This window comes from Bradyrhizobium sp. B025, from assembly GCF_042257955.1.
Lineage (GTDB): Bacteria > Pseudomonadota > Alphaproteobacteria > Rhizobiales > Xanthobacteraceae > Bradyrhizobium > Bradyrhizobium diazoefficiens.
Map to the genome: position 1 here is coordinate 3,329,468 of NZ_CP170150.1, position 23,001 is coordinate 3,352,468.

6 protein-coding genes are annotated in these 23,001 nt (G+C 63.0%); 4 read left to right on the forward strand and 2 right to left on the reverse strand.

Translation table 11 applies throughout. From position 1 onward, the window contains the following. Positions 1-456 precede the first annotated feature (456 nt). Positions 457-12,843, reverse strand: coding sequence for a VCBS domain-containing protein (locus ACE10W_RS15195; RefSeq protein ID WP_304552414.1), 12,387 nt, complete (start codon positions 12,841-12,843; stop codon positions 457-459). Between the two features lie 1,106 nt (positions 12,844-13,949). Then, positions 13,950-14,918: a lipoyl synthase gene (gene lipA / locus ACE10W_RS15200; RefSeq protein ID WP_304552416.1), complete on the reverse strand. Its 969-nt coding sequence runs from the start codon at positions 14,916-14,918 to the stop codon at positions 13,950-13,952. Positions 14,919-15,542: 624 nt separating this feature from the next. Here lipA and aceE point away from each other — a divergent pair. Genes aceE through ACE10W_RS15220 form a run of 4 tightly spaced genes read left to right on the forward strand, consistent with a single transcriptional unit; the run spans position 15,543 to position 22,965 of the window. Next, positions 15,543-18,230: a pyruvate dehydrogenase (acetyl-transferring), homodimeric type gene (aceE, locus tag ACE10W_RS15205; protein WP_304552418.1), complete on the forward strand. Its 2,688-nt coding sequence runs from the start codon at positions 15,543-15,545 to the stop codon at positions 18,228-18,230. 23 nt (positions 18,231-18,253) lie between these two features. After that, positions 18,254-19,822, forward strand: a complete 1,569-nt coding sequence (locus ACE10W_RS15210; RefSeq protein ID WP_304552420.1) for a dihydrolipoyllysine-residue acetyltransferase — start codon at positions 18,254-18,256, stop codon at positions 19,820-19,822. 17 nt (positions 19,823-19,839) lie between these two features. Beyond that, positions 19,840-21,585 carry a dihydrolipoyl dehydrogenase gene (gene lpdA / locus ACE10W_RS15215; RefSeq protein WP_304552422.1) on the forward strand — a complete coding sequence of 582 codons (1,746 nt, stop codon included), beginning with the start codon at positions 19,840-19,842 and terminating at the stop codon, positions 21,583-21,585. A gap of 45 nt (positions 21,586-21,630) precedes the next feature. Next, the gene (locus ACE10W_RS15220; RefSeq protein WP_304552424.1) at positions 21,631-22,965 is read left to right on the forward strand and encodes a dicarboxylate/amino acid:cation symporter; all 1,335 of its coding nucleotides are present in this window, start codon (positions 21,631-21,633) and stop codon (positions 22,963-22,965) included. Positions 22,966-23,001 lie beyond the last annotated feature (36 nt).

The window sequence follows — 23,001 nt, forward strand, 5'->3', positions numbered from 1 at the left end:
GGCGATTTCCGCTTCCAATTCATGCAGATATCGTCCTAGAAGAGCCAATCTACGGAAGCCTCGTCAAACGAGAATTCTCAGTCGGTCCAATCACATAAAGGGCTGATCGGAGTTAAAATACCTCAATAAGATGAATAGCTTGGACCGCAAATTTGCCACCGCGCCGATGATGGATTGGAACGAGAGTTCAAGTTTTACAATTGGTTAGACGCCGGCGTGTGCACGACGTGCACCGGGAGATCTAGAAAAATCTTACGACAGCATATGAGCGCAGACGTCTTAAGGCGCTGGAAACCGCTGCGCAATGGGTGGGCGCAGGGAGGCAGTTTATCAATGAAGCGCGGAGTTCGTTGACCCTCCCGCGCAACCGCAGGACGGATCATCGTCGATCTCTACGCGGCCCGCATTTCGGCGAGGCACATCAGGTGTGGGCAGGGTGCGGAAGTTCGGCGTCCCCTAGGCCAGGATGAAGTTCGAATCGTGCAGCGTTCCGACGTAGTTGGTCAGGTGGATCTCGACATCGTTTGCATCCAACACGCCGTCGCCATTGACGTCGATCTGAAGGGTTGCATTCCCGCTTGCATTGTCGACGCGCGCCTCGGATTGCGGAGCTTGCGCCGTTCCGTCGAACGTCCCGGTGCCGACGAAGTGAACCGCTCCGGTGAATCCATTCGGCCCGGTCATGTTCTTGAACGTGAACGTGTCGCTGGTTGCATCGAAATTGACGATGGTATCGCCATTGCCGGTCTGCGAGTCGCCGACGGCGTTGAAGTTGAAGTTCACGGCCGAGGACCCGACGGTGATCATGTCGGCGCCGGCCCCGCCGGTTATCGTCGTGGCGGTCGCGCCGGTGCTGATGGTGATGAAGTCGTTGCCGGCGCTGCCGTTGACGGTCTCGGTATTGACGACCGTGACGCCGCCAGCGGTCGATTGGAAGTTGATGGTGTCGTTGCCGGCGCCCATGTCGAACACCGTTCCGAACGACTGTTGCGTCACGGTCAGCGTGTCGTCGGAAGCGCTTCCGTTCAGCTGCGCCATATTGAACAAGCTGTCGAGCGAGTTGACGCCGGCGGCGAGGTTCAGCGTGTTGTTGCCCTGTGCGAGGTTAACCGAGACGCCGGTGACGTCGTTCAGCAATGTCAGTGTGTCGTCGGACGGCGCGCCCGAGAAGTCGTTGCTGCTGATGGATTCGACGTTGCTGACCGCAACGGAGTTGGTGCCGCTGGCCAGTATGAGCGTGTCGTTACCGCCGCCGAGATCGATGGCGATGCCCGACACATCGTTGTTGAGCTGCACGAAGTCGTCCAGCGCGTTGCCGTTGATGTGCTGGATGTTCAACACGGTCAGCGATAGGCCGCCAGAGCTGAAGTTCAGAGTATTGTCACCCGCACCGAGATCGATGATCGAATTGTTGTTCGGCCCGAAGACGCCGTCAGTCACCGTCAGCACGTCATCGGATGACGTTCCGTTGATGTGCTGGACATTGAAGATGTCGACCAGCGAGTTGGCGCCTGCGGCGAGATTCAGCGTGTTGTTGCCGTTGCCCAGGTTAACCGAAACGCCGGTGACGTCGTTCAGCAGCGTCAGCGTATCGTCCGAGCTACCGGAGAAATCGCTGCCGTTCACGTTTTCTACGTTGTGGACGGTGAGTGAGTTGAGGCCGTTGGCGAGACTGACAAAGTCGTTGCCCGCGCCGCCATCGATCGACAATCCGTTGGCGTTGTTGGTCAGGCTGATGAAGTCGTCGCCGCTGCTGCCGAGGACGTTTTCGACGTTGGTCAAGGTGAGTGAGGCGCCACCGGTCGCCAGGATCACGGTGTCGTTGCCAGCGCCGAGATCGATCGGATGCCCGAAGCTGCTGCCTCCAACCATAAGGTAGTCGTCGCCTGCCGTTCCGTGGAGGGCGTTGCCGTTGGCTCCGAGGCCCATGCTCGAGATGTCGATCGGGTTGGCTGCTGTCCCCGAGGCGAGCAGGGTGGTGACGTCGCTAAACTGGAGAACCTCGACATTGGTGAGAACGTCGGTGCCGTCCCGGGCGGAATTGGAATCCGCGACCTGGATCTGGCCGCCTGCGAGGGTCGTGATGGTGTAGGCCGAGGAGGGACCGGTATAGATGGCCATGTCGGTTCCGGCACCACCATCGATCGTGTCGGCGCCGGCCTGGCCGGTGATCTGGTCGTTGCCGCCGCCGGCATTGATCGTGTCGCTACCGCCGCCGCCGAAGAACAACTCATTGCCGCCGCCGCCGATCAGGGTGTCGTTGAAGTTCGATCCCTGGACGGAATTGACGCCGCCGGTGATGGTGTCGGTACCGACATTGGCGAGATCGCCGCCGGCCGTGCCATGTGCGGTCCCGAGCGACAGGTCGACCGTCACGGCGGCCGCCGCCTGCGCATAGGCGATGCGTGTGTTACCGTTGCCGGTGATGGTGTCGTTACCGCCGAGGCCCTCGAACAGGTTGAAGGTGCCGCTATTGAAGGTGCCACTATCGGTGAATCCGGTCGCGTCGTAGGTGTCGGCCAATTGGCTTCCGGTCGCGCTGTTGACGCCGGAGAAGGTATCGGTTCCGACGGAGGCATCTCCCGTCGCAGTGCCGGCGGCGAGGTGGATCGTCACCCCGGCAGCAGCGCTGCTGTAGATCACCCGGGTGTTGCCGTTACCCACGATGGTGTCGTTACCGCCGAGACCTTCGAACTGGTTGAACGTGCCGTTGTTGCCGATATTGAGGGCTCCGGCGGTGCCGAATGTGCTGGCGTCGTATGAATCGTTGAAATTGGTGCCCTGGATCGCTTCGATCGAACGCAGCGTGTCGTTACCGATGGACGCATCGCCCGTGGCTGTTCCCGCGCCCATATTGACGGTCACCGGACCAGTCGAGAAGTAGATGTTGTTGTAGCTCGCGAGGTCGAAGCCGCCGCGGCCATCGATGTAGTCGTTGCCGGCGAGACCGGTGAAGGTTTCGGTACCGGTGGCGTTGTTGCTGCCGAGCAGGGTGTCGTCGAACATCGAAGCCTGGATGGCGTTGACGCCGGAGAAGGTGTCGCTGCCGGTCGAGGCGTCACCCGAGTCGGTTCCGGCCGCGATGTCGACCGTCACTCCGCCGGTGGCGTTGACGAAGGCAAGGCGCGTGTTGCCGTTGCCCGTGATGCTGTCGTTGCCGCCCATGCCGTTGAATTCGTTGAAAGTACCGTTGGAGCCGGGATTGACACCGGATCCCGAGAAGCCGACGGCATTGTACGTGTCGACGAAATTGGTGCCGCGGATGGATTCGATGGAAACGAGCGTATCTGTCCCGATCGTGGAGTCTCCGGTCACGGTTCCGGCTGCCATGTTGGCCGTGATACCGGACGCCGTTGCCGGGTCGAGCGCATAGTCGGCGCGGTCGAAACCACCGCGCCCATTGAGCGTGTCGTTGCCGCCGCGGCCGTCGAATATCTCGACCGTGCCGCTGGCGTTGTTGCTGCCGAGGAGGGTGTCGGCGAAGGCGGAGCCGATCACGGCAGCAAAGCCCGATCCGACGAGGGTATCGGTGCCGACATTCGCCGTATCGCCTGCGGCGGTGCCGTGGGCGGTTCCGGCCGCGAGGTCGACCGTCACGGCTGCGGCTGCGCTGACATAGGAGAGGCGCGTCATCGGCGCCCCCTGGCTGTTGGCATCGCTGATAATGGTGTCGTTGCCGCCGCGGCCTTCGATCTCGTTGAGGCCGAGCGGATTTCCCGCAATACCGCTGTCGCCGAGGAACCCGGACGTATTGATCGTGTCAGCGAAGTCGCTGCCGACGATGGCCTCGATGTTGACGAGCGTGTCCGAGCCTGATCCGCCGGTCACCGTACCCGCGGCAAGGTTGACGGTGATGGCGCTGGTGGCGTCGGTATAGATCGCGCGATCGAAGCCCTGGCCGCCGTCCAGCGTATCGTTGCCGCCGAGCCCCTGTAGCTTGTCGTTGCCGCCAAGGCCCTGGATGGTGTCGTCGCCGGCCGTGCCAACCAGATTATTGTTGCTGGCATCTCCGACGACGAGTGCGCCCGTCGTGACGCTGATCGTGATGGTTTTGTCGAAGGTGAGCCCTCCGGAATCGGTGTCGCGCACGACCACCTGCTGTGGGCCAGCGGACAGTGCGCCCGCAACCACCAGACTGTTGCCGCTGACCGCAAACTGGCCCCCGGCATTGTCGAGCAGCGAGAACGTTGCACTATCGCCCACATCCGGGTCGACCGCCGAGAGTGTGCCGACAACCGTGCCGTTGGCCGTTCCCTGCGGCACGGTGGCGTTGGACAGTGAAATGGCGGTCGGCGCCTCGTTGACGTTGGTCGTCGCGATGGTGAACGTCGTGTCGTGGGACAATCCGCCGGAATCGGTGGCACGGATCGTGACCTGGTGGGAGGCCGCCTGCTCGAAGTCGAGCACGGCGGTGGTGACCAGATTGCCGTTCGAGATCGCGAACAGGCCGCCGGCATTGTCCGTGAGCGTGAAGGTGGCGCTGTCGCCCGCATCCGGATCGATCGCCGACAGGGCGCCGACGACGGCGCCGGCCGCGCTGTTCTCCGCAACCGAGGCGTTGGACAGCAGCACGGCGGTCGGCGCCTCGTTGACGTTGCCAGTGGCGATGGTGAAGGTCTTGTCGAAGGACAGCCCACCGGCATCGGTGGCGCGGACGGTGACCAGGTGCGAGGCTGCCTGTTCGTAGTCGAGCGGGGCAGTGGTGACGATATTGCCGTTGGCGATGGCGAACAGGCCGCCGGCATCATTCGGCAGGGTGAAGGTGGCAGAATCGTTCGCATCCGGATCGATTGCCGCGAGGCTACCGACGATGGTGCCGGCGGGCGAATTCTCCAGAACGGACGCGTTCGTCAGGGTGACGTCGGTCGGAGCCTCGTTCACATTGGTGACGCCGATCTGAAGCGTCTTGCTGAAGGTGGCACCCGCGGTATCGGCGACCTGCACGACGACCTGATAGGAGGCCGCCTGCTCGAAGTCGAGCGGTGCCGTGGTCACGAGGTTGCCGTTCGAGATCGCGAACAGGCCGCCCGCGCTGTTCGTCAGCGTGAAGGCGGCGCCGTCGCCGGCGTCCGGGTCGGTGTCCGACAGCGTGCCGACGACGGTGCCGGCGGGGCTGTTCTCCGCAACGGTCGCGTTGGAAATCGCGATGTCGGTCGGTGCGTGGTTCGGCGCGATCACCGCGAAGTTGGCATCGCTTAGCGAGCCGGTGAGGCCGTTCATGACGACCACGATGTCGCTGCCGTCGATCGTGCCGTTGCCGTCGACGTCGATCTGGAGCTGGGTCTGGCCGCCGACATTGGCGAGGATCGCCTCGGTATGCGGTGTCGCGGGCGAGCCGTCGAGCACGCCCGATGCCATGAAGTGCACCGAGCCTGCGAGACCTGCGACGCCGTCCAGCAGGAACTGGTCGTGCGCGGCATCGAAATTGTTGATCGTGTCCTCGCCGGTCATCGTGGAGGAATCGGATGCATCGGTGTAGCGGATAATGTCGGTCGCGGCGCTCGCCGTGATGACGTCGCTGCCAACGCCGCCGGTCACGGTCGTGGTGCCTGACGCGTTGGCGATGGTGATGAAGTCGGTCTGGCTGCTGCCGTTGACGTGTTCGACATTGGCGACGGTGACACCACCGGTGAAGCCGGTCAGATTCAGCGTGTCGTTGCCGGAACCGAGGTCGATGGTGTCGCCGCCGGCGTCGTTCAGCATGGTCAGGACGTCGTCCGACGCCGTGCCGTAGATGTGCTGGACGTTGAAGGCGGTGATCGAATTGGTCCCGGCCGCAAGGTTCAGGGTGTTGTTGCCCTCTTGCAGATTGACGGTCAGGTTGCTGACATCATTCAGCAGCGTCAGCGTGTCGTCGGACGCGGCGGAGCCTGTGCCGCCGATATAGTCGCCGGTGCCAACGTTCTGGAGTCCGGTCAGCGCGAGGCTGTTGCTTCCAGCCGCGATTTGCAGGCCCGAATTGCCGCCGCCGAAGTCGATGGCGAGGCCGCTCTGGTCGTTGGTCAGGGTGTAGAAGGCATTGGCCGACGTGACGACCATATGCTCGACATTGTGGAGCGCGAAGCCTCCAAATTGCGAGCTGACCGTCAGCGTGTCGTTGCCGGCGCCGAGATCGATCGATACATCGTTGTTCGGCGAGTATAGGCCATTGGCGATCGACAAGGAATCGTCGGAAGCCGTACCGTTGATGGTATCGACGCTGAAGATGTTGACGAAGGCGTTGGCGCCGGCGGCGAGGTTCAGCGTGTTGATGCCGTTGGCGAGGTTGACCGACAGTCCAGTTACATTGTTGAGCAGGCTCAGCGTGTCGTTGGAGACGCTGCCGGTCGCGAAGTCGCTCCCGTTCAGGTTCTCGATATTGCTCGCGCTGACGGAGTTCGAGCCGTTGGCCAGATTGACGGTGTCGTTGCCGCCACCCATGTCGATGGTCAGGCCGTTGACGTTGGAGGCGAAGCCGACGAAATCGTCGCCGGCGGTACCGACGAGATACTCGACATTGGCGAGGTTGAGGTTGTAGCCGCCGGTGACGCCGAGGATCACGGTGTCGTTCGCGCCGGCGCCGAGGTCGATGAGGTGGCCCGACAGGCCCTGGTTGATCTTGACGTAATCGTCGGCCGATCCGGTCGCCGACGTGAACGGATTGGTGGCCGCGTTGAAGTACAGCCTGGTGTCGGAGAGGTCGACGGGGTTCGCGGCGCTGCCCGACGTGATCAGGACGGTGCCGTTGGTGAATTGCAACGCTTCGACGTTGGTCAGCGTATCCGTGCCGTCGCGTCCGGCGACGTTGTCGGTCACCGTGGCGTGGCCGGCGCCGTCGGTCGAAATCGAATACTGAGTCTTGGTTCCGGAATAGATGGCGATGTCGCCGCCGGCACCGCCGTTGATCTGGTCGTTGCCGCCGTTGCCGACGAACATGTCGCTGCCGGCGCTGCCGATCAGGGTGTCGGCGAAGGCCGAGCCGGTTACGCTGAAGACGCCGGTGAAGCTGTCAGTCCCGATCGCCGCCAGATCGCCCGCCGCGGTCCCGTGAGCCGTGCCGAGCGACAGGTCCACCGTGACCGCCGCCGTGGCATTGGCGTAGATCACGCGGGTATTGCCGTTGCCGGTGATGATGTCGTTGCCGCCCAGGCCCTCGAACTGGTTGAATGTGCCGTTGTTGCCGACGTTGAACGCGCCGGCCGCTCCGTACCCGGTCGCGTTGTAGGTGTCGGCGTTCACCGTGCCCTGGATGCCCTCGATCGAGCGCAGCGTATCGGTGCCGATCGAGGAATCGCCGACGACGATGCCGGCCGCCATGTTGACGGCGATGCTGCCGGTCGACAGGTAGATGTTGTTGTAGCTGGCGATGTCGAAGCCGCCGCGGCCGTCGATATAGTCGTTACCGGCATTGCCGGTGAAGGTCTCGGTCACGGCCGTGTTGTTGCTGCCGTAGATCGTGTCGTCGAACATCGATCCCTGCACAGCGTTCACGCCGCTGAAGGTGTCGGTGCCGACCGAGGCGTCTCCGGTGGCGGTGCCCGTGCCCGGCGTCGCGCCGGTTTGCAGGTCCACGCTCACGCCGGCGGTCGCATTGTTGAAGCTGATGCGGGTGTTGCCGTTGCCGATGATGGTGTCGTTGCCGCCACCACCGGTGAATTCGTTGAACGTCCCGTTCGATCCGGCATTGATGCTGGTCCCGGAGAACCCGGTAGCGTCATAGGTGTCGGCGAAATTGGTACCCCGGACCGCTTCGATCGAGATCAGGGTGTCGGTCCCGACGGAGGCGTCGCCCGTGACGGTGCCGGCGGCCAGGTGGACCGTGATGCCCGATGTCGTGGTCGGATCCTGGTTGTAGTCGGCGCGGTCGAAGCCGCCGCGGCCGTCGAACGTGTCGTTACCGGCGAAGCCCGAGAACACTTCGACGGTGCCGAAGCCGTTATTGCTGCCGCGCAAGATGTCGTCGTGGCTCGAGCCCCAGACCGACTGGATGCCTCCGTGGAACGTGTCGTGCCCGACGGACGCGTCGCCGTCGGCGGTGCCGGCGGCGAGGTCGACGGTCACGCCGGCGGTGGCGCTCACATAGGAGACCCGCGTCAGGAAGGCGCCCTCGGCGTTGACGGTGCCGGTGATGCTATCGTCGCCGCCGCCGCCCTCGAATTCGTTGTAGCCGATCGGGGAGCCCGGGATGCCGGAGACCCCGGTGAATCCGGTCGCATCATAGGTGTCGGCGAAGGCACTGCCGACGATGCCTTCGATGTTGACGAGCGTGTCGCTGTCGACGCCCGCGCCCGACGCGGTGCCGGCGGCCATGTTGATGGTGACGCCGCCGGTCGCATCGGTGTAGAGCGCGCGATCGAAACCAGCGCCGCCATCGATATGATCGTTACCGGCATTGCCGGCGATCCGGTCGTTGCCGGCTCCGCCGAACAGCAGATCGGTGCCGTCGCCGCCCGAGATCTGGTCGTTGCCTTCGCGTCCGTCGATGGTGTCGATGGCTGCCGTTCCGGTCAGGACGTCATTGCCCGACGTGCCGAGGACGGGGCCGGCTGGACTGGCGACCACCGCCTGGCTCACCTGGGTCGACAGATTGTCGACATAGGTCTGGGTCACCGCGGAGGTTTGGTTGGGGTCGGCGAAGTTGGTGATGGCCGCGAGCGAGGCTGTTGCGTCGCCCTGGGCGACCTGGGCCGCCTGGGCGATGGTGGTGACGTCGTGGGCGCCCTGGATGCTGGCGTTGGCGGCCTGGACTACGCTGGTCACGGTCGTCAGGGCGTCGGAGCTGACGCCCGCGCTGGTCGCGATCGACTGGACCGATGCGCTCGAGGTCAGGATGGTTTCGCCGGGATTGAGCGTTACGCTGCCGGGGTTGGCGATGGCGTCCGCGATCGCAGCGACCACATCCGTCGACGAAACGCCGACGGCGGACATCTGCGCAATCGTGCTCTGCACCTGGACGCCGGCCGACAGCACGGCGGTCGCTGCCGTGTCGCCGGAGACGGCGGCGGGGACCGGATCGAAGGTCGTGATGTCGATATGGGTCGGGTCGATCCCGAAGGCGGTTGCGACCTGGTTGGTCGCATCGGCCGTCGAGACTCCGGTCGCGGCGATGGTCGTGATCAGGGTGGTCAGCGGCGTGACGACCGTAGATCCCTCCGGCGCCTTGAGCGTGCCCGAGAAGGCGAGCCCGGTGGAAATGTCGGTCCCGCCGGACATGATGAGGGTGCCGTGGGGGTTGTGCAGGGTGAAGCTGCCATCGGCATTGGTGACGGCCGAAGCCTCACCCGTGTCGTAGGTGCCGTTGCCATTGGCGTCTGCGAACACGAACGCGCCGGCGACGTAGCCGTCGACCGCGCGGGCGCTGGAGTCGCTCTGACTTGCCGAGACGTTGACCGTCATCAGGCCCGAGGCGAAGGCCTGTTGGCCGTTTTCGATCGATGCGACCGAGACGTTGAGCACCAACGTGTCCTGGTGCGCGTCGGCTCCGGGGATCAGTGCAAGCGTCGCCAGCGTGGCGGCGTCGGAGGGCACCTCCCAGTGGCCGTCGCCGTCGAAGAAGGTGCCGTGGTTGAGCGTATAGCCGGACGGAATGCCGGTGATGACGATCGGCGCCAGCGTGCCGCTATCGTCGACCAGATGGGCCGCAATGGAGAGCGAAATCGGGGCGTCGTCGGCGCCCGAGGCGGTTGCGATTTGCAGGGCAGGGGCGTCCTGGGTGCCGTGGATCGTGAACGCAACAGGCTTTTGCGTGCCGTCGACGGAGGAGACGGTGAAGGTCTCGATCCGGACCTCGTCCGCCGCGAGGCCCTGCACCGCAGCGTTATTGACGCTGTAGGTGTAATGGCCGTCGGCGGTGATGGTGAGCTGGCCGAGATTGCCCGCAGCCGATACCACATTGGTGGCGAAGGCGGACTGATCGTGATCCGCATCGCTCACCGTCAACTGGCCCGACACCGACAGGGTCGGCGTCGTTGCGTCTTCGGTGACGTCGTGCGCCTGCGGATCGCCGATGGTGGCCGCATCGTTCGTGCCGTGAACGCTGAACGAAATCACCTTGGCGGTGCCGTCAGACGAATGAACGGTGAAATTGTCGATATGGGTATCGCCAGCCGCGAGCGACTGGGTCGCGGAATTCGCAACCGCGTAGGTGTAGGTGCCGTCGGCCGCCAGCGTCAGGGTGCCGAGATTACCGGCGCCCGTGATGGTGCCGGGCTGGAACCAGGACTGGTTCTGGTCCGGATCGACCACCGTCAACTGGCCTGACGCGACGAGGTTGCCGAAGGGCTGAACGCCGCTGTCTTCCGTGACGTCGTGGGTTTGCGGATCGCCGATGGCGGCGGCGTCGTTGGCGCCATGGATCGTGAAGGAGACGACCTTTGACGTGCCGTCGACCGATTTGACGGTGAAGGTGTCGACCTTGCTGTCAGCGGCGCCGAGATATTGCACGGCGCTGTCGGCAACCGCGTAGGTGTAGGTGCCGTCGGCCGCCAGCGTCAGGGTGCCGAGATTACCGGCGCCCGTGATGGTGCCGGGCTGGAACCAGGACTGGTTCTGGTCCGGATCGACCACCGTCAACTGGCCTGACGCGACGAGGTTGCCGAAGGGCTGAACGCCGCTGTCTTCCGTGACGTCGTGGGTTTGCGGATCGCCGATGGCGGCGGCGTCGTTGGCACCATGGATCGTGAAGGAGACGACCTTCGACGTGCCGTCGACCGATTTGACGGTGAAGGTGTCGACCTTGCTGTCAGCGGCGCCGAGATATTGCACGGCGCTGTCGAGGACCGAGTAGGTGTAGCTGCCGTTGCTCTGTAGCGACAGCGTGCCGATATTGCCGGCTCCCGGGGCAACGGTGGTCTGGAACGCGGCCTGGCCGGCGTCGGGATCGCTGATCGAAATGGTGCCGGATGCCGTCAGCGTGCTGCCGCCGACGTCCTCGGTCACGCTGGCGTTGGTGGGATCGCCGATCGTTGCCGGCGTGTTCGCCGGGGTCCCGCCGTGAATGGTGAACGAGACCTGCTTGGTGGTGCCGTCGAGCGAGGTGACCGTGAAGACATCGACCTTCGAAGCGCCGGTGCCGAGCTGGGCCGCCACGCTTTCCGCAACGGAATAGGTGTAGCTGCCGTCGGCCGCGAGCGTCAGATGCCCGGAATTTCCCGCCGCCGAAACCACCGTGGTTTTGAACGCTCCTTCGCCTTGATCGGCGTCCGAGATCGAGATCGAGCCGGTCGCGGTCAAGCTGGACTTGGTCGGATCGGAATAGACATCGTGCACGCTGGGAGTGCCAATGACTGCGGCATCGTTGATGCCGTGGATGGTGAAGGACACCTGCTTCTGGGTGCCGTCGTAAGCGGTCACCGTGAAGGTCTCGGTCTTGGTCTGCCCGGCGCCGAGATACTGCACCTTGGAATCGTCAACCGAATAGGTGTAGGCGCCGTTGGTCGCGATCGAGAGTGCGCCAAGCGTGCCCGCCGCGGCCGTCACGGTGGTCTTGAAGGTGGACTGGTTCTGGTCGGCGTCGGAGATCGAAATGGTGCCGGAGGCGGTCAGCGTGGTGGGATTGGCATCTTCGGTCACGTCATGCACGGTCGGCGTGCCGATGATGGCGGCGTCGTTGGCCCCGTGGATAGTGAACGACACCTGCTTGGTGGTGCCGTCGAGTGCCGTCAGGGTAAAGGTATCGACCTTGGTATCGCCGGCGCCGAGATACTGCACCGCGCTGTCGAGCACGGCGTAGATGTAGGCGCCGTCGCTGCCGATGATCAGCACGCCGAGATTGCCGCTACCGGCCAGCAGCGCCGGCTGGAATGCGGCCTCGCCCTGGTCGGCGTCGGTGATCGAGACGGTGCCGACCGCGTAGAGGATCGGGTTGGTGGCGTCCTCGGTCACATCGTGCACGGTCGGCGTGCCGATGATCGCGGCGTCGTTGACGCCATGGATGGTGAAGGACACCTGTTTGGTGGTGCCGTCGAGCGAGGTGACCGTGAAGGTATCGACCTTGGTCTGTCCCGCGCCGAGATATTGCACGGCGCTGTCGGCGATGGAGTAAGTATAGGTGCCATTGGCTGCAAGGACGAAGTTGCCGAGCGTACCAGCGGCCGACGTCACCGTCGTCTTGAAGGCGGCCTGACCTTGGTCGGCATCCGAGATCGAGATCGACCCTGAAACCGACAGGGTAGGCTGGCTGGCATCCTCGACCACGTCGTGCTGGGTCGGCGTTCCGATCACGGCTGCGTCGTTGGTGCCGTGGATGTTGAAGGTGATCTGCTTGGTGGTGCCGTCGAGCGCGGTGACCGTGAAGACATCGGTCTTGACCTGGCCGGCTCCGAGATATTGCACGGCGCTGTCGGCGACCGAATAGCTGTAGCTGCCGTTGCTCTGCAGGACCAGATTGCCGAGGTTGCCTGACGCCGAGATTACGGCGGTCTTGAACGCGGCCTCGCCCTGATCGGCATCCGAAATCGAGAGCGTGCCGGTCGCCTTGAGGGTGGGGCTGGTGGCATCTTCCACCACGTCGACGACGGTCGGCGTGCCGATGATGGCGGTGTCATTGACGCCGTAGATGGTGAAGGCCACCTGCTTCTGGGTGCCGTCGAGCGAGGTGACCGTGAAGCTATCGACCTTGGTGTCGCCGGCGCCGAGATACTGCACCTTGCTGTCTGCTACCGAGTAGACGTAGGAGCCGTTGGCAGCGATGGTGAGGGTGCCGAGATCGCCCGAAGCGGCGATGACCGTCGTCTTGAAAGCCGCCTGCCCGGCATTGGCATCCGAAATCGAAATCGATCCCGCCGCAACCAGCGTCTGCAGATTGGTGTCTTCGGTGACGGTCGAATTTGTCGGCGTACCGATGATCGCGGCTGAATTTGACATGGCTGTGCCCCTCCCCAAAATTTATTGGTTAGCTGTCCAAACCCGGTTGGCTTTGTCAGTGTCGGCGCTCAAATGTTGCGTCGGTTGGATGGAAGTAAAAGCGTTTGGCGATCTGCAAAATTTTGGAGAATGTTTCTGAGAATGCGAAGTGCGTCAAGCTGGAAACAGAAAATAGGGAAAACTACGTACTGAAACTTAACAGGAGCGCACTGCACCATCGAACAAACAGCCCTCGGTTGCATCACGCGAGCATGGCGTACGCCCTTGTATGACCGCAGAAACTTCGATGCGGACGTATGTCATATCAACTCAAAAGAGAATTCGCATCGCGAAACATCCTCAGTTGGCGCCTGTTCTACGACGTCCCCGATTGCACACAAAGGAAATTTCAATGCGAAGACGGATCGCCAGTTGGCTGCTCAGATGCGATTGACACTTCGCAAATGTTGCTGACCGTCCGGCGATGAAATCAAAGAAATGGAGGCTCTTATGGTCACCGCACAAGCCATCCACATAGCACCGGCCATTTCCGACATGACCCAAACGGGGCAATCTTAGCCCACTGCTCTTGCTCGCAGTGGCTGCGATGCTGCGCCTCGCTCTTCCTCAGCTGTGCCTTGCTGAGACCACCCTTGGTCTTCGCCGGCGGGCTCTTCGAATTTGCCGCGCAATGTCATGTGGCATCGGGCGTTGCTGACGTCGATGAATGCGCAGCCGGATGTTTTCGGCGCTCCTGGACATTTCACGGTGGGCTCATGGGGCAAGGGTGAAAGACGGTCTTTTGCATTGTCTTTGGCAGGACGAACCTTGCTATGATTGGCCCCAATAGGTCATAGATTGCTGGAGTTAGCTCAAACTCGCCCATGATGGATTGGAGCGAGAGTTTAGGGTTTTCAAACACTTAGAAGCCTGCGTGTGCACAACGTGTGCACGGGAAGATCAAGAAGAATCTCAGGAGGTGCAACAAAATCCATTCGTTTGTGAGCAAGACGAGCATATTGCCCTGCCAATTTGTTCAGCCTGAGCTACGGCTAAGCCGTGGACCTGGGTGACGGTTGTGCAGGGTGTCCCGTTTGTGGAGTAGCGCGATCCAGTCGCAGAGGTAGCTACGCGCGTCGGCGCTCGCGCAGCTTGCGGAAGTCGTCACCGGCGTGGTGTGAGGATCGCGTCAGTGGCGTGGCCGAGACCATGAGAAATCCCTTGGCATAGGCGGTCTTCTCATAGGCCTCGAATTCATCAGGGGGCACGAAGCGCATCACGGCATGGTGCTTGCGCGTCGGCTGGAGATACTGGCCGATGGTCAGGAAGTCGACGTCGGCGGAACGCAGATCGTCCATCAACTGCAGCACCTCGCTACGATCCTCGCCGAGGCCGACCATGATTCCCGATTTGGTGAAGATGCGCGGGTCGAGCTCCTTCGCGCGTTGCAGAAGTCGCACCGAATGGAAATAGCGGGCACCTGGGCGTACCGCGAGATATTTTGACGGCACCGTTTCCAGATTGTGATTGAGCACGTCTGGCCTTGCCGCAACGACCGTTTCGAGCGCGCCGTGCTTGCGCAGGAAATCAGGCGTGAGGATTTCGATTGACGTTGCCGGGCTCATTGCGCGGATCGCCGCAATTGTGGCTGCGAAATGGGCGGCGCCGCCGTCGGCGAGGTCGTCGCGATCGACCGATGTCACGACCACGTGCTCGAGCCCGAGCTTGGCCACGGCGTCGGCGACCTTGCCGGGCTCGTCGGCATCGAGCGGGCCGGGCAGGCCGGTGCGCACGTTGCAGAACGCGCAGGCGCGCGTGCAGGTGTCACCCATGATCATGAAGGTCGCGTGCTTCTTCGCCCAGCACTCGCCGATGTTGGGGCAGCTGGCTTCCTCGCAGACGGTCACGAGCTTGTTTTCGCGCACGATACGTTGCGTCTCAGTCCATTGGGCGGAGCCGGGGGCTTTCACGCGGATCCATGCGGGCCTGCTTTCCAGCGGTGTGTCCGGGCGGTTGGCCTTTTCGGGATGGCGCGGCCTTTCGGTCCGCTGCGTCGTGCGCGGATCGTTGTTGAGGAGATCAAGTATCACTTTCATGCACCCATCCCTGTGATGTGCCAGAGCCAAACATGCCGGCGGCTTAGCTCAAACTGCATGATACGTCTCGACTTGCGCAAGCAATCGCGTGCCAACAATGGAGTCTCGCGCGCTTGGTCGCTGACATTCAGTTATCGCGATGACACGCGTCAACCTGATTTGTAATCGCGTTGTTCTCACTTGGGTGACTGGGCACACCCTTACGCGGAGCTCCAGTCCCGGCGGGCCGGGTGACGGCATCGCCTGGCATTCGGAACCTTCCGTCAGGTCGGTCCGATATTTCGGGCGGTCGCTCCGGCCGGTTTTCCGGAGCTTCAGACGGATCTGGCCTGAACGCCGTCGCGGGAGCAATCAGCAATCCGGTAAAACCAAGCAAATTGAGCGACATCGCTGGGAATACCGTACTTTCCGTGGGCTGGCATGAATGCTGCTTAATGATCTGTCAAAAGAAGCGACAGCTCTAAAATATACCGTGCGAGGGGACGTTCAGATGCCAGCCAACATTCAACTCACGACCTAAAGCGACCGGGATATCGACCGTTCGGCATTGCGCGCGTCCGCATGAACGCGGGCCGCAATGAACCTTGGCGCTCGACTTCGGCTTGGCATGCAATGGAGAAAGTAATGACGCTCGCGGACGCTCACGATCAGGACCCGCAGGAAACCCGGGAATGGCTTGATGCCCTGTCGGCGGTCCGCGGGCACCGCGGCAATGAACGCGCCGAGTTCGTCGTCAATGCGATGCTCGATGCGGCGCGACGCAGCGGCCTTCAGATCGAGCAGTCGCTGACGACGCCTTATTGCAATACAATCCAGCCGGATCAGCAACCTGCGCTGCCGGGCGACCGCGCGATCGAGCACAAGCTTCGCTCCATCATCCGCTGGAATGCGCTGGCGATTATTCTGCGCGCCAACAAGGAAAGTTCGGAGCTCGGCGGCCACATCGCGAGCTTCCAGTCCGCTGCGACGCTCTACGACATCGGCTTCGGCCATTTCTGGCACGCGCCGACCGATGCCCATGGCGGCGATCTGATTTTCGTTCAGGGACATTGTTCGCCCGGCATTTACGCGCGTGCCTTTCTCGAGGGGCGGTTGAGCGAGGAGCAGCTTCTCAGCTTCCGGCAGGAGACGAGCGGCAAGGGGTTGTCGAGTTATCCCCATCCGTGGCTGATGCCGGATTTCTGGCAGTTCCCGACGGTGTCGATGGGCCTGGGGCCGCTGATGGCGATCTATCAGGCGCGGTTCCTGAAATATCTCGAGAACCGCAAGCTGGCCGAGACGTCCAACCGGAAGGTCTGGGCGTTCATGGGCGACGGCGAAACCGACGAGCCGGAATCGCTCGGCGCCATCTCGCTCGCCGGCCGCGAGAACCTCGACAATCTGATCTTCGTCATCAACTGCAACCTGCAGCGGCTCGATGGACCCGTTCGGGGCAACGGCAAGATCGTTCAGGAGCTCGAAAGCGTATTCCGCGGTGCGGGCTGGAACGTCATCAAGGTGCTATGGGGCTCGGGGTGGGACCGCCTGCTGGAAAAGGACAAGAGCGGGCTGCTGCTCAGGCTCATGGAAGAATGCGTCGACGGCGAATACCAGGACTTCAAGAGCAAGAGCGGCGCCTACATTCGCGAACACTTCTTCGGCAAGTACGAGGAAACGAAGCAGCTCGTATCCGATATGAGCGACGACGAGATCTGGCAGCTCGCGCGCGGCGGCCATGATCCCGAGAAGGTCTTCGCCGCCTACACCGCGGCCGTGAACCACAAGGGCCAGCCAACGGTCATTCTGCCGAAAACCGTCAAGGGGTACGGCATGGGCGAATCCGGCGAAGGCCAGATGATCGCCCATCAGGCGAAGAAGATGACGCAGGACGCGCTGCGCGGCTTTCGTGATCGCTTCCAGGTGCCGGTCGCCGACGCGGACCTGGCCAAGGTGCCTTTCCTCCGGCTGCCGGAAGATAGCCCGGAAATGAAGTATTTCCGGGCACAGCGCGAAAAGCTCGGCGGCTACCTGCCGCAACGCCGGCGGAAATCCGCGTCCTTGCAAATTCCACCACTCTCGACGTTCCAGCGCTTGCTCGAAAACACCGGCGACCGCGAGATCTCGACGACGATGGCCTTCGTGCAGTTGCTCGGCACCCTTGTGCGCGACAAGGTGATCGGCAGGCACATCGTGCCGATCGTGCCGGACGAATCCCGCACCTTTGGCATGGAGGGCATGTTCCGGCAACTCGGCATCTATTCGTCGGTCGGCCAGCTTTACAGGCCGCAGGATGCCGACCAGCTGATGTACTACCGCGAAGACAAGAGCGGGCAGGTATTCCAGGAAGGCATCAACGAAGGCGGTGCGATGTCGAGTTGGATCGTCGCGGCGACGTCCTACTCGACGAACAACGTGCCGATGATCCCGTTCTACATCTACTACTCGATGTTTGGCCTGCAGCGTGTCGGCGATCTCGCCTGGCTCGCAGGCGACATGCGGGCACGCGGCTTCTTGCTCGGCGGCACGGCCGGCCGAACTACGCTAAACGGCGAAGGCTTGCAGCACGAGGATGGCCACAGCCACGTGCTCGCGGCCACGATCCCGAACTGCATCTCCTACGATCCGACCTTCGCCTATGAAGTCGTGACCATCGTGCGCGAAGGCATGCGCCGCATGTATGAGGCGCAGGAGGACGTCTACTACTACCTCACTCTGATGAACGAGAACTATCCGCATCCAGCGCTGGCCGATGCAGGCGAAAGGGCGGAGGAGGGGATTCTCAAGGGGCTCTATCTCCTGAAAAACGGAGGCGAGACCGCGAAGAAGGGCCTCCGCGTCCAGCTAGTCGGGTCGGGCACGATCCTGCGCGAGGTGATCGCGGCCGCCCATCTGCTCAAGGCAGACTTCGGCGTGGCCGCGGACGTCTGGAGCGCAACCAGCTTCAACGAGCTGCGCCGCGATGGCATGGCGGCGGAGCGCTGGAACCTGCTGCATCCGACCGAGCCACGTCGCGAGAGCTGGGTTGAATCGCAGCTCAAGGGATATCCGGGGCCGGTCGTGGCGTCCACCGACTATATGCGCAACTACCCCGACCAGATCCGGGAATATGTACAGGCGGCGGGGCGCCGCTACGTCGTGCTCGGCACCGACGGGTTCGGCCGTAGCGACTATCGCGTGAAGCTGCGCAAATTCTTCGAGGTCGACCGGCACTACGTCGCGGTCGCCGCCCTCAAGGCGCTCGCCGATGAGGGAGCGATCAAGCCCGCGGTCGTGGCCGAGGCCATCGCCAAATATCAAATCGATGCCGGGCGCGCTGCGCCGTGGACCGTGTGAGGCTGGGAGCCGAGGGCAGAGCAATGAGTGGGCTGATCGACATCAAGGTTCCCGATATCGGCGACTTCAAGGACGTCCCGGTGATCGAGGTCTTCGTCAAGCCGGGCGACAAGGTAAAGGCCGAGGACCCGCTGGTCGCGCTCGAGTCCGACAAGGCGACCATGGAAGTGCCGTCACCGCGCGATGGCATGGTGAAGTCCGTGGTCGTCAAGGTTGGCGACAAGGTAAGCGAAGGTGCGGTGATCGTGCAATTCGAGGGCGCGGGCGCCGAGCAGGCCGAAACGCGCCCGGTCGTCAGTGCGCCGCCGTCGCCGGTCAGCGCGCCGGCCGGTGTGGCCGAGGTACGCGTCCCCGACATTGGTGACTTCAAGGACGTGCCGGTCATCGAAATCTTCGTGAAGCCCGGCGATAGCGTCAAGGCGGAGGATCCGCTGATTGCGCTCGAATCGGACAAGGCAACGATGGAAGTGCCGGCTCCGCTCTCGGGTACGGTGCGCGAGATCAAGGTGAAGACGGGTGACAAGGTCAGCGAGGGCGCGATTATCCTCGTGCTCGCGACCGGTGACGCATCCGCTGCGGCGAACGCTGCCGCGCCCGCACTGGCACCCGCATCACAGGCGACAGCCGCGGCATTGGCGGTGCAAGCCGCCGGGGTCGACGAACAAGCCTTCGCGCTGGCCTATGCCGGTCCGGCGGTGCGCAAGTTGGCGCGCGAGATGGGCGTCGATCTCGGCAAGATCAAGGGCTCGGGCAATCACGGCCGGATTGTGCGTGAGGACGTCGAGGCCTCTGCCAAGGGTGGTGCGCCCGCCGCCAAGCCGCAGGCTGCGGCGGCGAGCGGAGGCGGTGTCGGCAGCATCGATCTTCTGCCCTGGCCCAAGATCGATTTCGCGAAGTTCGGGCCGGTCGAGCGCAAGGAGCTCGGCCGCATCAAGAAGATCTCGGCAGCCAATCTGCATCGCAACTGGGTCGTCATTCCGCACGTCACAACTCATGACGAGGCCGACATCACCGAACTCGAGCAGTTCCGGGTCAAGATGAACAAGGAGCTGGAGAAGAGCGGCGTCAAGCTCTCGCTGCTGCCGTTCATGGTGAAAGCGGCCGTTGCGGCGTTGAAAAAGTTTCCGGAGTTCAACGCCAGCCTCGACGGCGACACCCTGGTCTACAAGAATTACTGGCATATCGGCTTTGCAGCGGACACGCCGAACGGACTGATGGTGCCTGTCATCCGCGATGCCGACAAGAAGTCGTTGCCGGAGATCGCCAACGAGATGAACGCGCTCGCCAAGCTTGCGCGCGAGGGCAAGATCAAGCCGGACCAGATGCAAGGGGGCACTTTCTCGATCTCGTCGCTCGGCGGCATCGGCGGCATCTACTTCACGCCGATCATCAACGCGCCGGAAGTCGCGATCATGGGCGTATGCAAGGGATACTGGAAGCAGCATTCGCCTGACGGCAAGACTTGGGCCTCGCGCCTTACCTTGCCGTTGTCGCTGTCCTGGGATCACCGGGTCATCGACGGCGCGGCCGCCGCCCGCTTCAACGTCTACTTCGCCAGCGTGCTCGCCGATTTGCGGCGGATGCTGTTCTGAGTTCGGGGGAGAGCAGCATGGCTCAGCAGATCGAAGTGAAGGTTCCTGACATCGGCGACTTCAAGGACGTCGCGGTGATCGAGGTCATGGTGAAGCCCGGCGAGACCGTGGCGGTCGACACCAGCCTCATCATGGTCGAGTCCGACAAGGCGTCGATGGAGATCCCGTCCTCGCATGCCGGAATCGTCAAGGAGGTCAAAGTCAGGGTTGGCGACAAGGTCAGTGAAGGCTCGATCATCCTCGTGCTGGAGACTGCCGGGGCCGCGGCCGCTCCGCCGCCTGCGCCGGCGTCAAAGCCTGCCGCTACGTCGTCCGCAGTTGCGCCTGTCCCGGCATCTCATTCCGGCAAGGCGGATATCGACTGCGAGATGCTGGTGCTCGGCGCCGGGCCCGGCGGCTATTCGGCCGCTTTCCGCGCCGCCGATCTCGGCATGAAGACCGTGCTGGTTGAGCGTTACGACACGCTCGGCGGCGTCTGTCTCAATGTCGGCTGCATTCCAAGCAAGGCGTTGCTGCATACGGCGTCCGTCGTCGATGAGGTCAAGCATCTCCCGGACCACGGAATCTCGTTCGGTGCGCCGCAGATCGACCTCGACAAGCTGCGCGGGTTCAAGGACGGCGTGATCAAGAAGCTGACCGGTGGTCTCGCCGGGATGGCCAAGGCCCGCAAGGTCGAGGTGGTGACCGGCGTCGGTGCCTTCCTCGATCCGCATCATCTTGAAGTGGTCACTGCGGGCGGCAAGAAGACGATCAAGTTCGCCAAGGCGATCATCGCTGCTGGCAGCCAGGCGGTGAAGCTGCCGTTCCTGCCCGAGGATCCGCGCATCGTCGACTCGACGGGCGCATTGCTGCTGAAGTCGATCCCGAAGCGCATGCTGGTGATCGGCGGCGGCATCATCGGGCTCGAGATGGCGACGGTCTATTCGGCGCTTGGCGCGCGCATCGACGTGGTCGAAATGCTCGACGGCCTGATGCAGGGCGCCGACCGTGACCTGGTCAAGGTCTGGGAGAAGATGAACGCGAAGCGTTTCGACAAGGCGATGCTGAAGACCAAAACCGTCGGCGCGAAGGCGACCGAGGCCGGAATCGAGGTCAGCTTCGAGGGCGAGCAGGCGCCGTCCGGGCCGCAGGTCTATGACCTCGTTCTGGTAGCCGTCGGCCGAAGCCCGAACGGCAAGAAGATCGGCGCCGAGAAGGCTGGTGTCGCGGTGACCGATCGCGGCTTCATCGACGTCGACAAGCAAATGCGCACCAACGTGGCGCACATCTTTGCGATAGGCGACATCGTGGGCCAGCCGATGCTGGCGCACAAGGCCGTGCATGAAGGCCATGTGGCTGCCGAAGTCGCCCATGGCGAAAAATCCTATTTCGACGCGCGACAGATCCCGTCGGTCGCCTATACCGATCCCGAAGTCGCCTGGGCCGGCAAGACCGAGGACGAGTGCAAGGCCGAGGGCATTAAGTTTGGCAAATCGGTCTTCCCCTGGGCGGCGTCCGGCCGCGCCATCGCCAATGGCCGCGACGAGGGTTTCACAAAGCTGTTGTTCGACACGGCGACGCATCGCGTCATCGGCGGCGGGATCGTCGGCACGCATGCGGGCGATCTGATCAGCGAGGTCTGCCTTGCGATCGAAATGGGGTGTGAGCCGGCCGATATCGGCAAGACCATTCATCCGCATCCGACGCTCGGCGAGTCCATCGGAATGGCAGCGGAGGTCTTTGAGGGCCACTGCACCGATCTGCCGCCGCAGAAGAAGAAATAGCGCGGGCTGCCAACGCAGGACACAGCGAGATCACGGAGGAGACACATGTCTGTAGCGACCACCGCGGCGTCCGGAGCGATAGCTGCGACGCATAAGAAGCCGTTCTACCGAGTTCTCTATGTTCAGGTTCTCGCGGCGATCGTGCTCGGCGTCATCGTCGGCTGGCTTTGGCCGGATATCGGCAAGAACGACTGGATCAAGGCGATGGGCGACGGGTTCGTCAAGCTCATCAAGATGGCCATTGCGCCGATCATCTTCTGTACGGTCGTCTCCGGCATTGCGCACATTTCCGAAGTGAAAAAGGTCGGCCGCGTCGCGGTCAAGGCGCTCGTCTACTTCGAGGTCGTTTCGACCTTTGCCCTGGCGTTGGGCTTGGTCGTCGCCAACGTGCTGCGTCCGGGAGCGGGTTTCCAGGGGCAGTCGAATGCTGCGGCCGTCGCCGGTTATGCGAAACAGGCGAGCGAGATGAAGTCGGTGGACTTCGTCCTCCACATCATCCCGGACACGGTGGTCGGGGCCTTCGCGCAAGGTGAGATCCTGCAGGTCCTGCTGTTCGCCATCCTGTTCGGCTTTGCGCTGATGGGGCTCGGCGAGCGGGCTCATACCGTCCGCTCGTTCGTGGACGATGTCGCCCACGCGATGTTCGGCGTCATCTCGATCGTGGTCAAGGTCGCGCCCATCGGTGCCTTTGGTGCGATGGCCTATACGATCGGTCGCTATGGCCCCCAGGCGCTCGGCAATCTCGCCGGCCTGATCGCGACTTTCTATCTCACTGCGTTTCTGTTCGTGGTCGTTGGTCTCGGGATCATCGCCCGTATCGCCGGCTTCTCGATCTTCAAGTTCCTTAAATACATCAAGGATGAGCTGCTGATCGTGCTCGGCACGTCGTCCTCGGAGAGCGCTCTTCCGCAGATGATGGAGAAGCTGGAGATTCTCGGTTGTTCGAAGTCCGTCGTCGGACTGGTCGTGCCGACCGGCTACTCGTTCAATCTTGACGGAACCAACATCTACATGACGCTGGCGACGCTTTTCATCGCCCAAGCGATGAACGTCGATCTCTCGTTCGGTGAGCAGATGACGATCCTCGTCGTTGCGATGCTGACGTCGAAGGGCGCTTCCGGCATCACGGGCGCGGGCTTCATCACGCTTGCCGGTACGCTCGCCGCGGTCAGGCCCGAGTTGCTTCCCGGCATGGCGATCGTGCTCGGCATCGACAAGTTCATGAGCGAGTGCCGGGCCCTGACGAACCTGTGCGGCAATGGCGTTGCCTGCGTCGTCGTCGCCTGGTGGGAGGGTGAGCTCGACCGCGAGAAGCTGCGCGTCGCACTCGATCGCAACGTCGATCCGACCGACCTCGAGGTCGCCGTAACGACGGGCTAAGGGCACGATGGTGCCAACCGATCACCGCCCGGACAT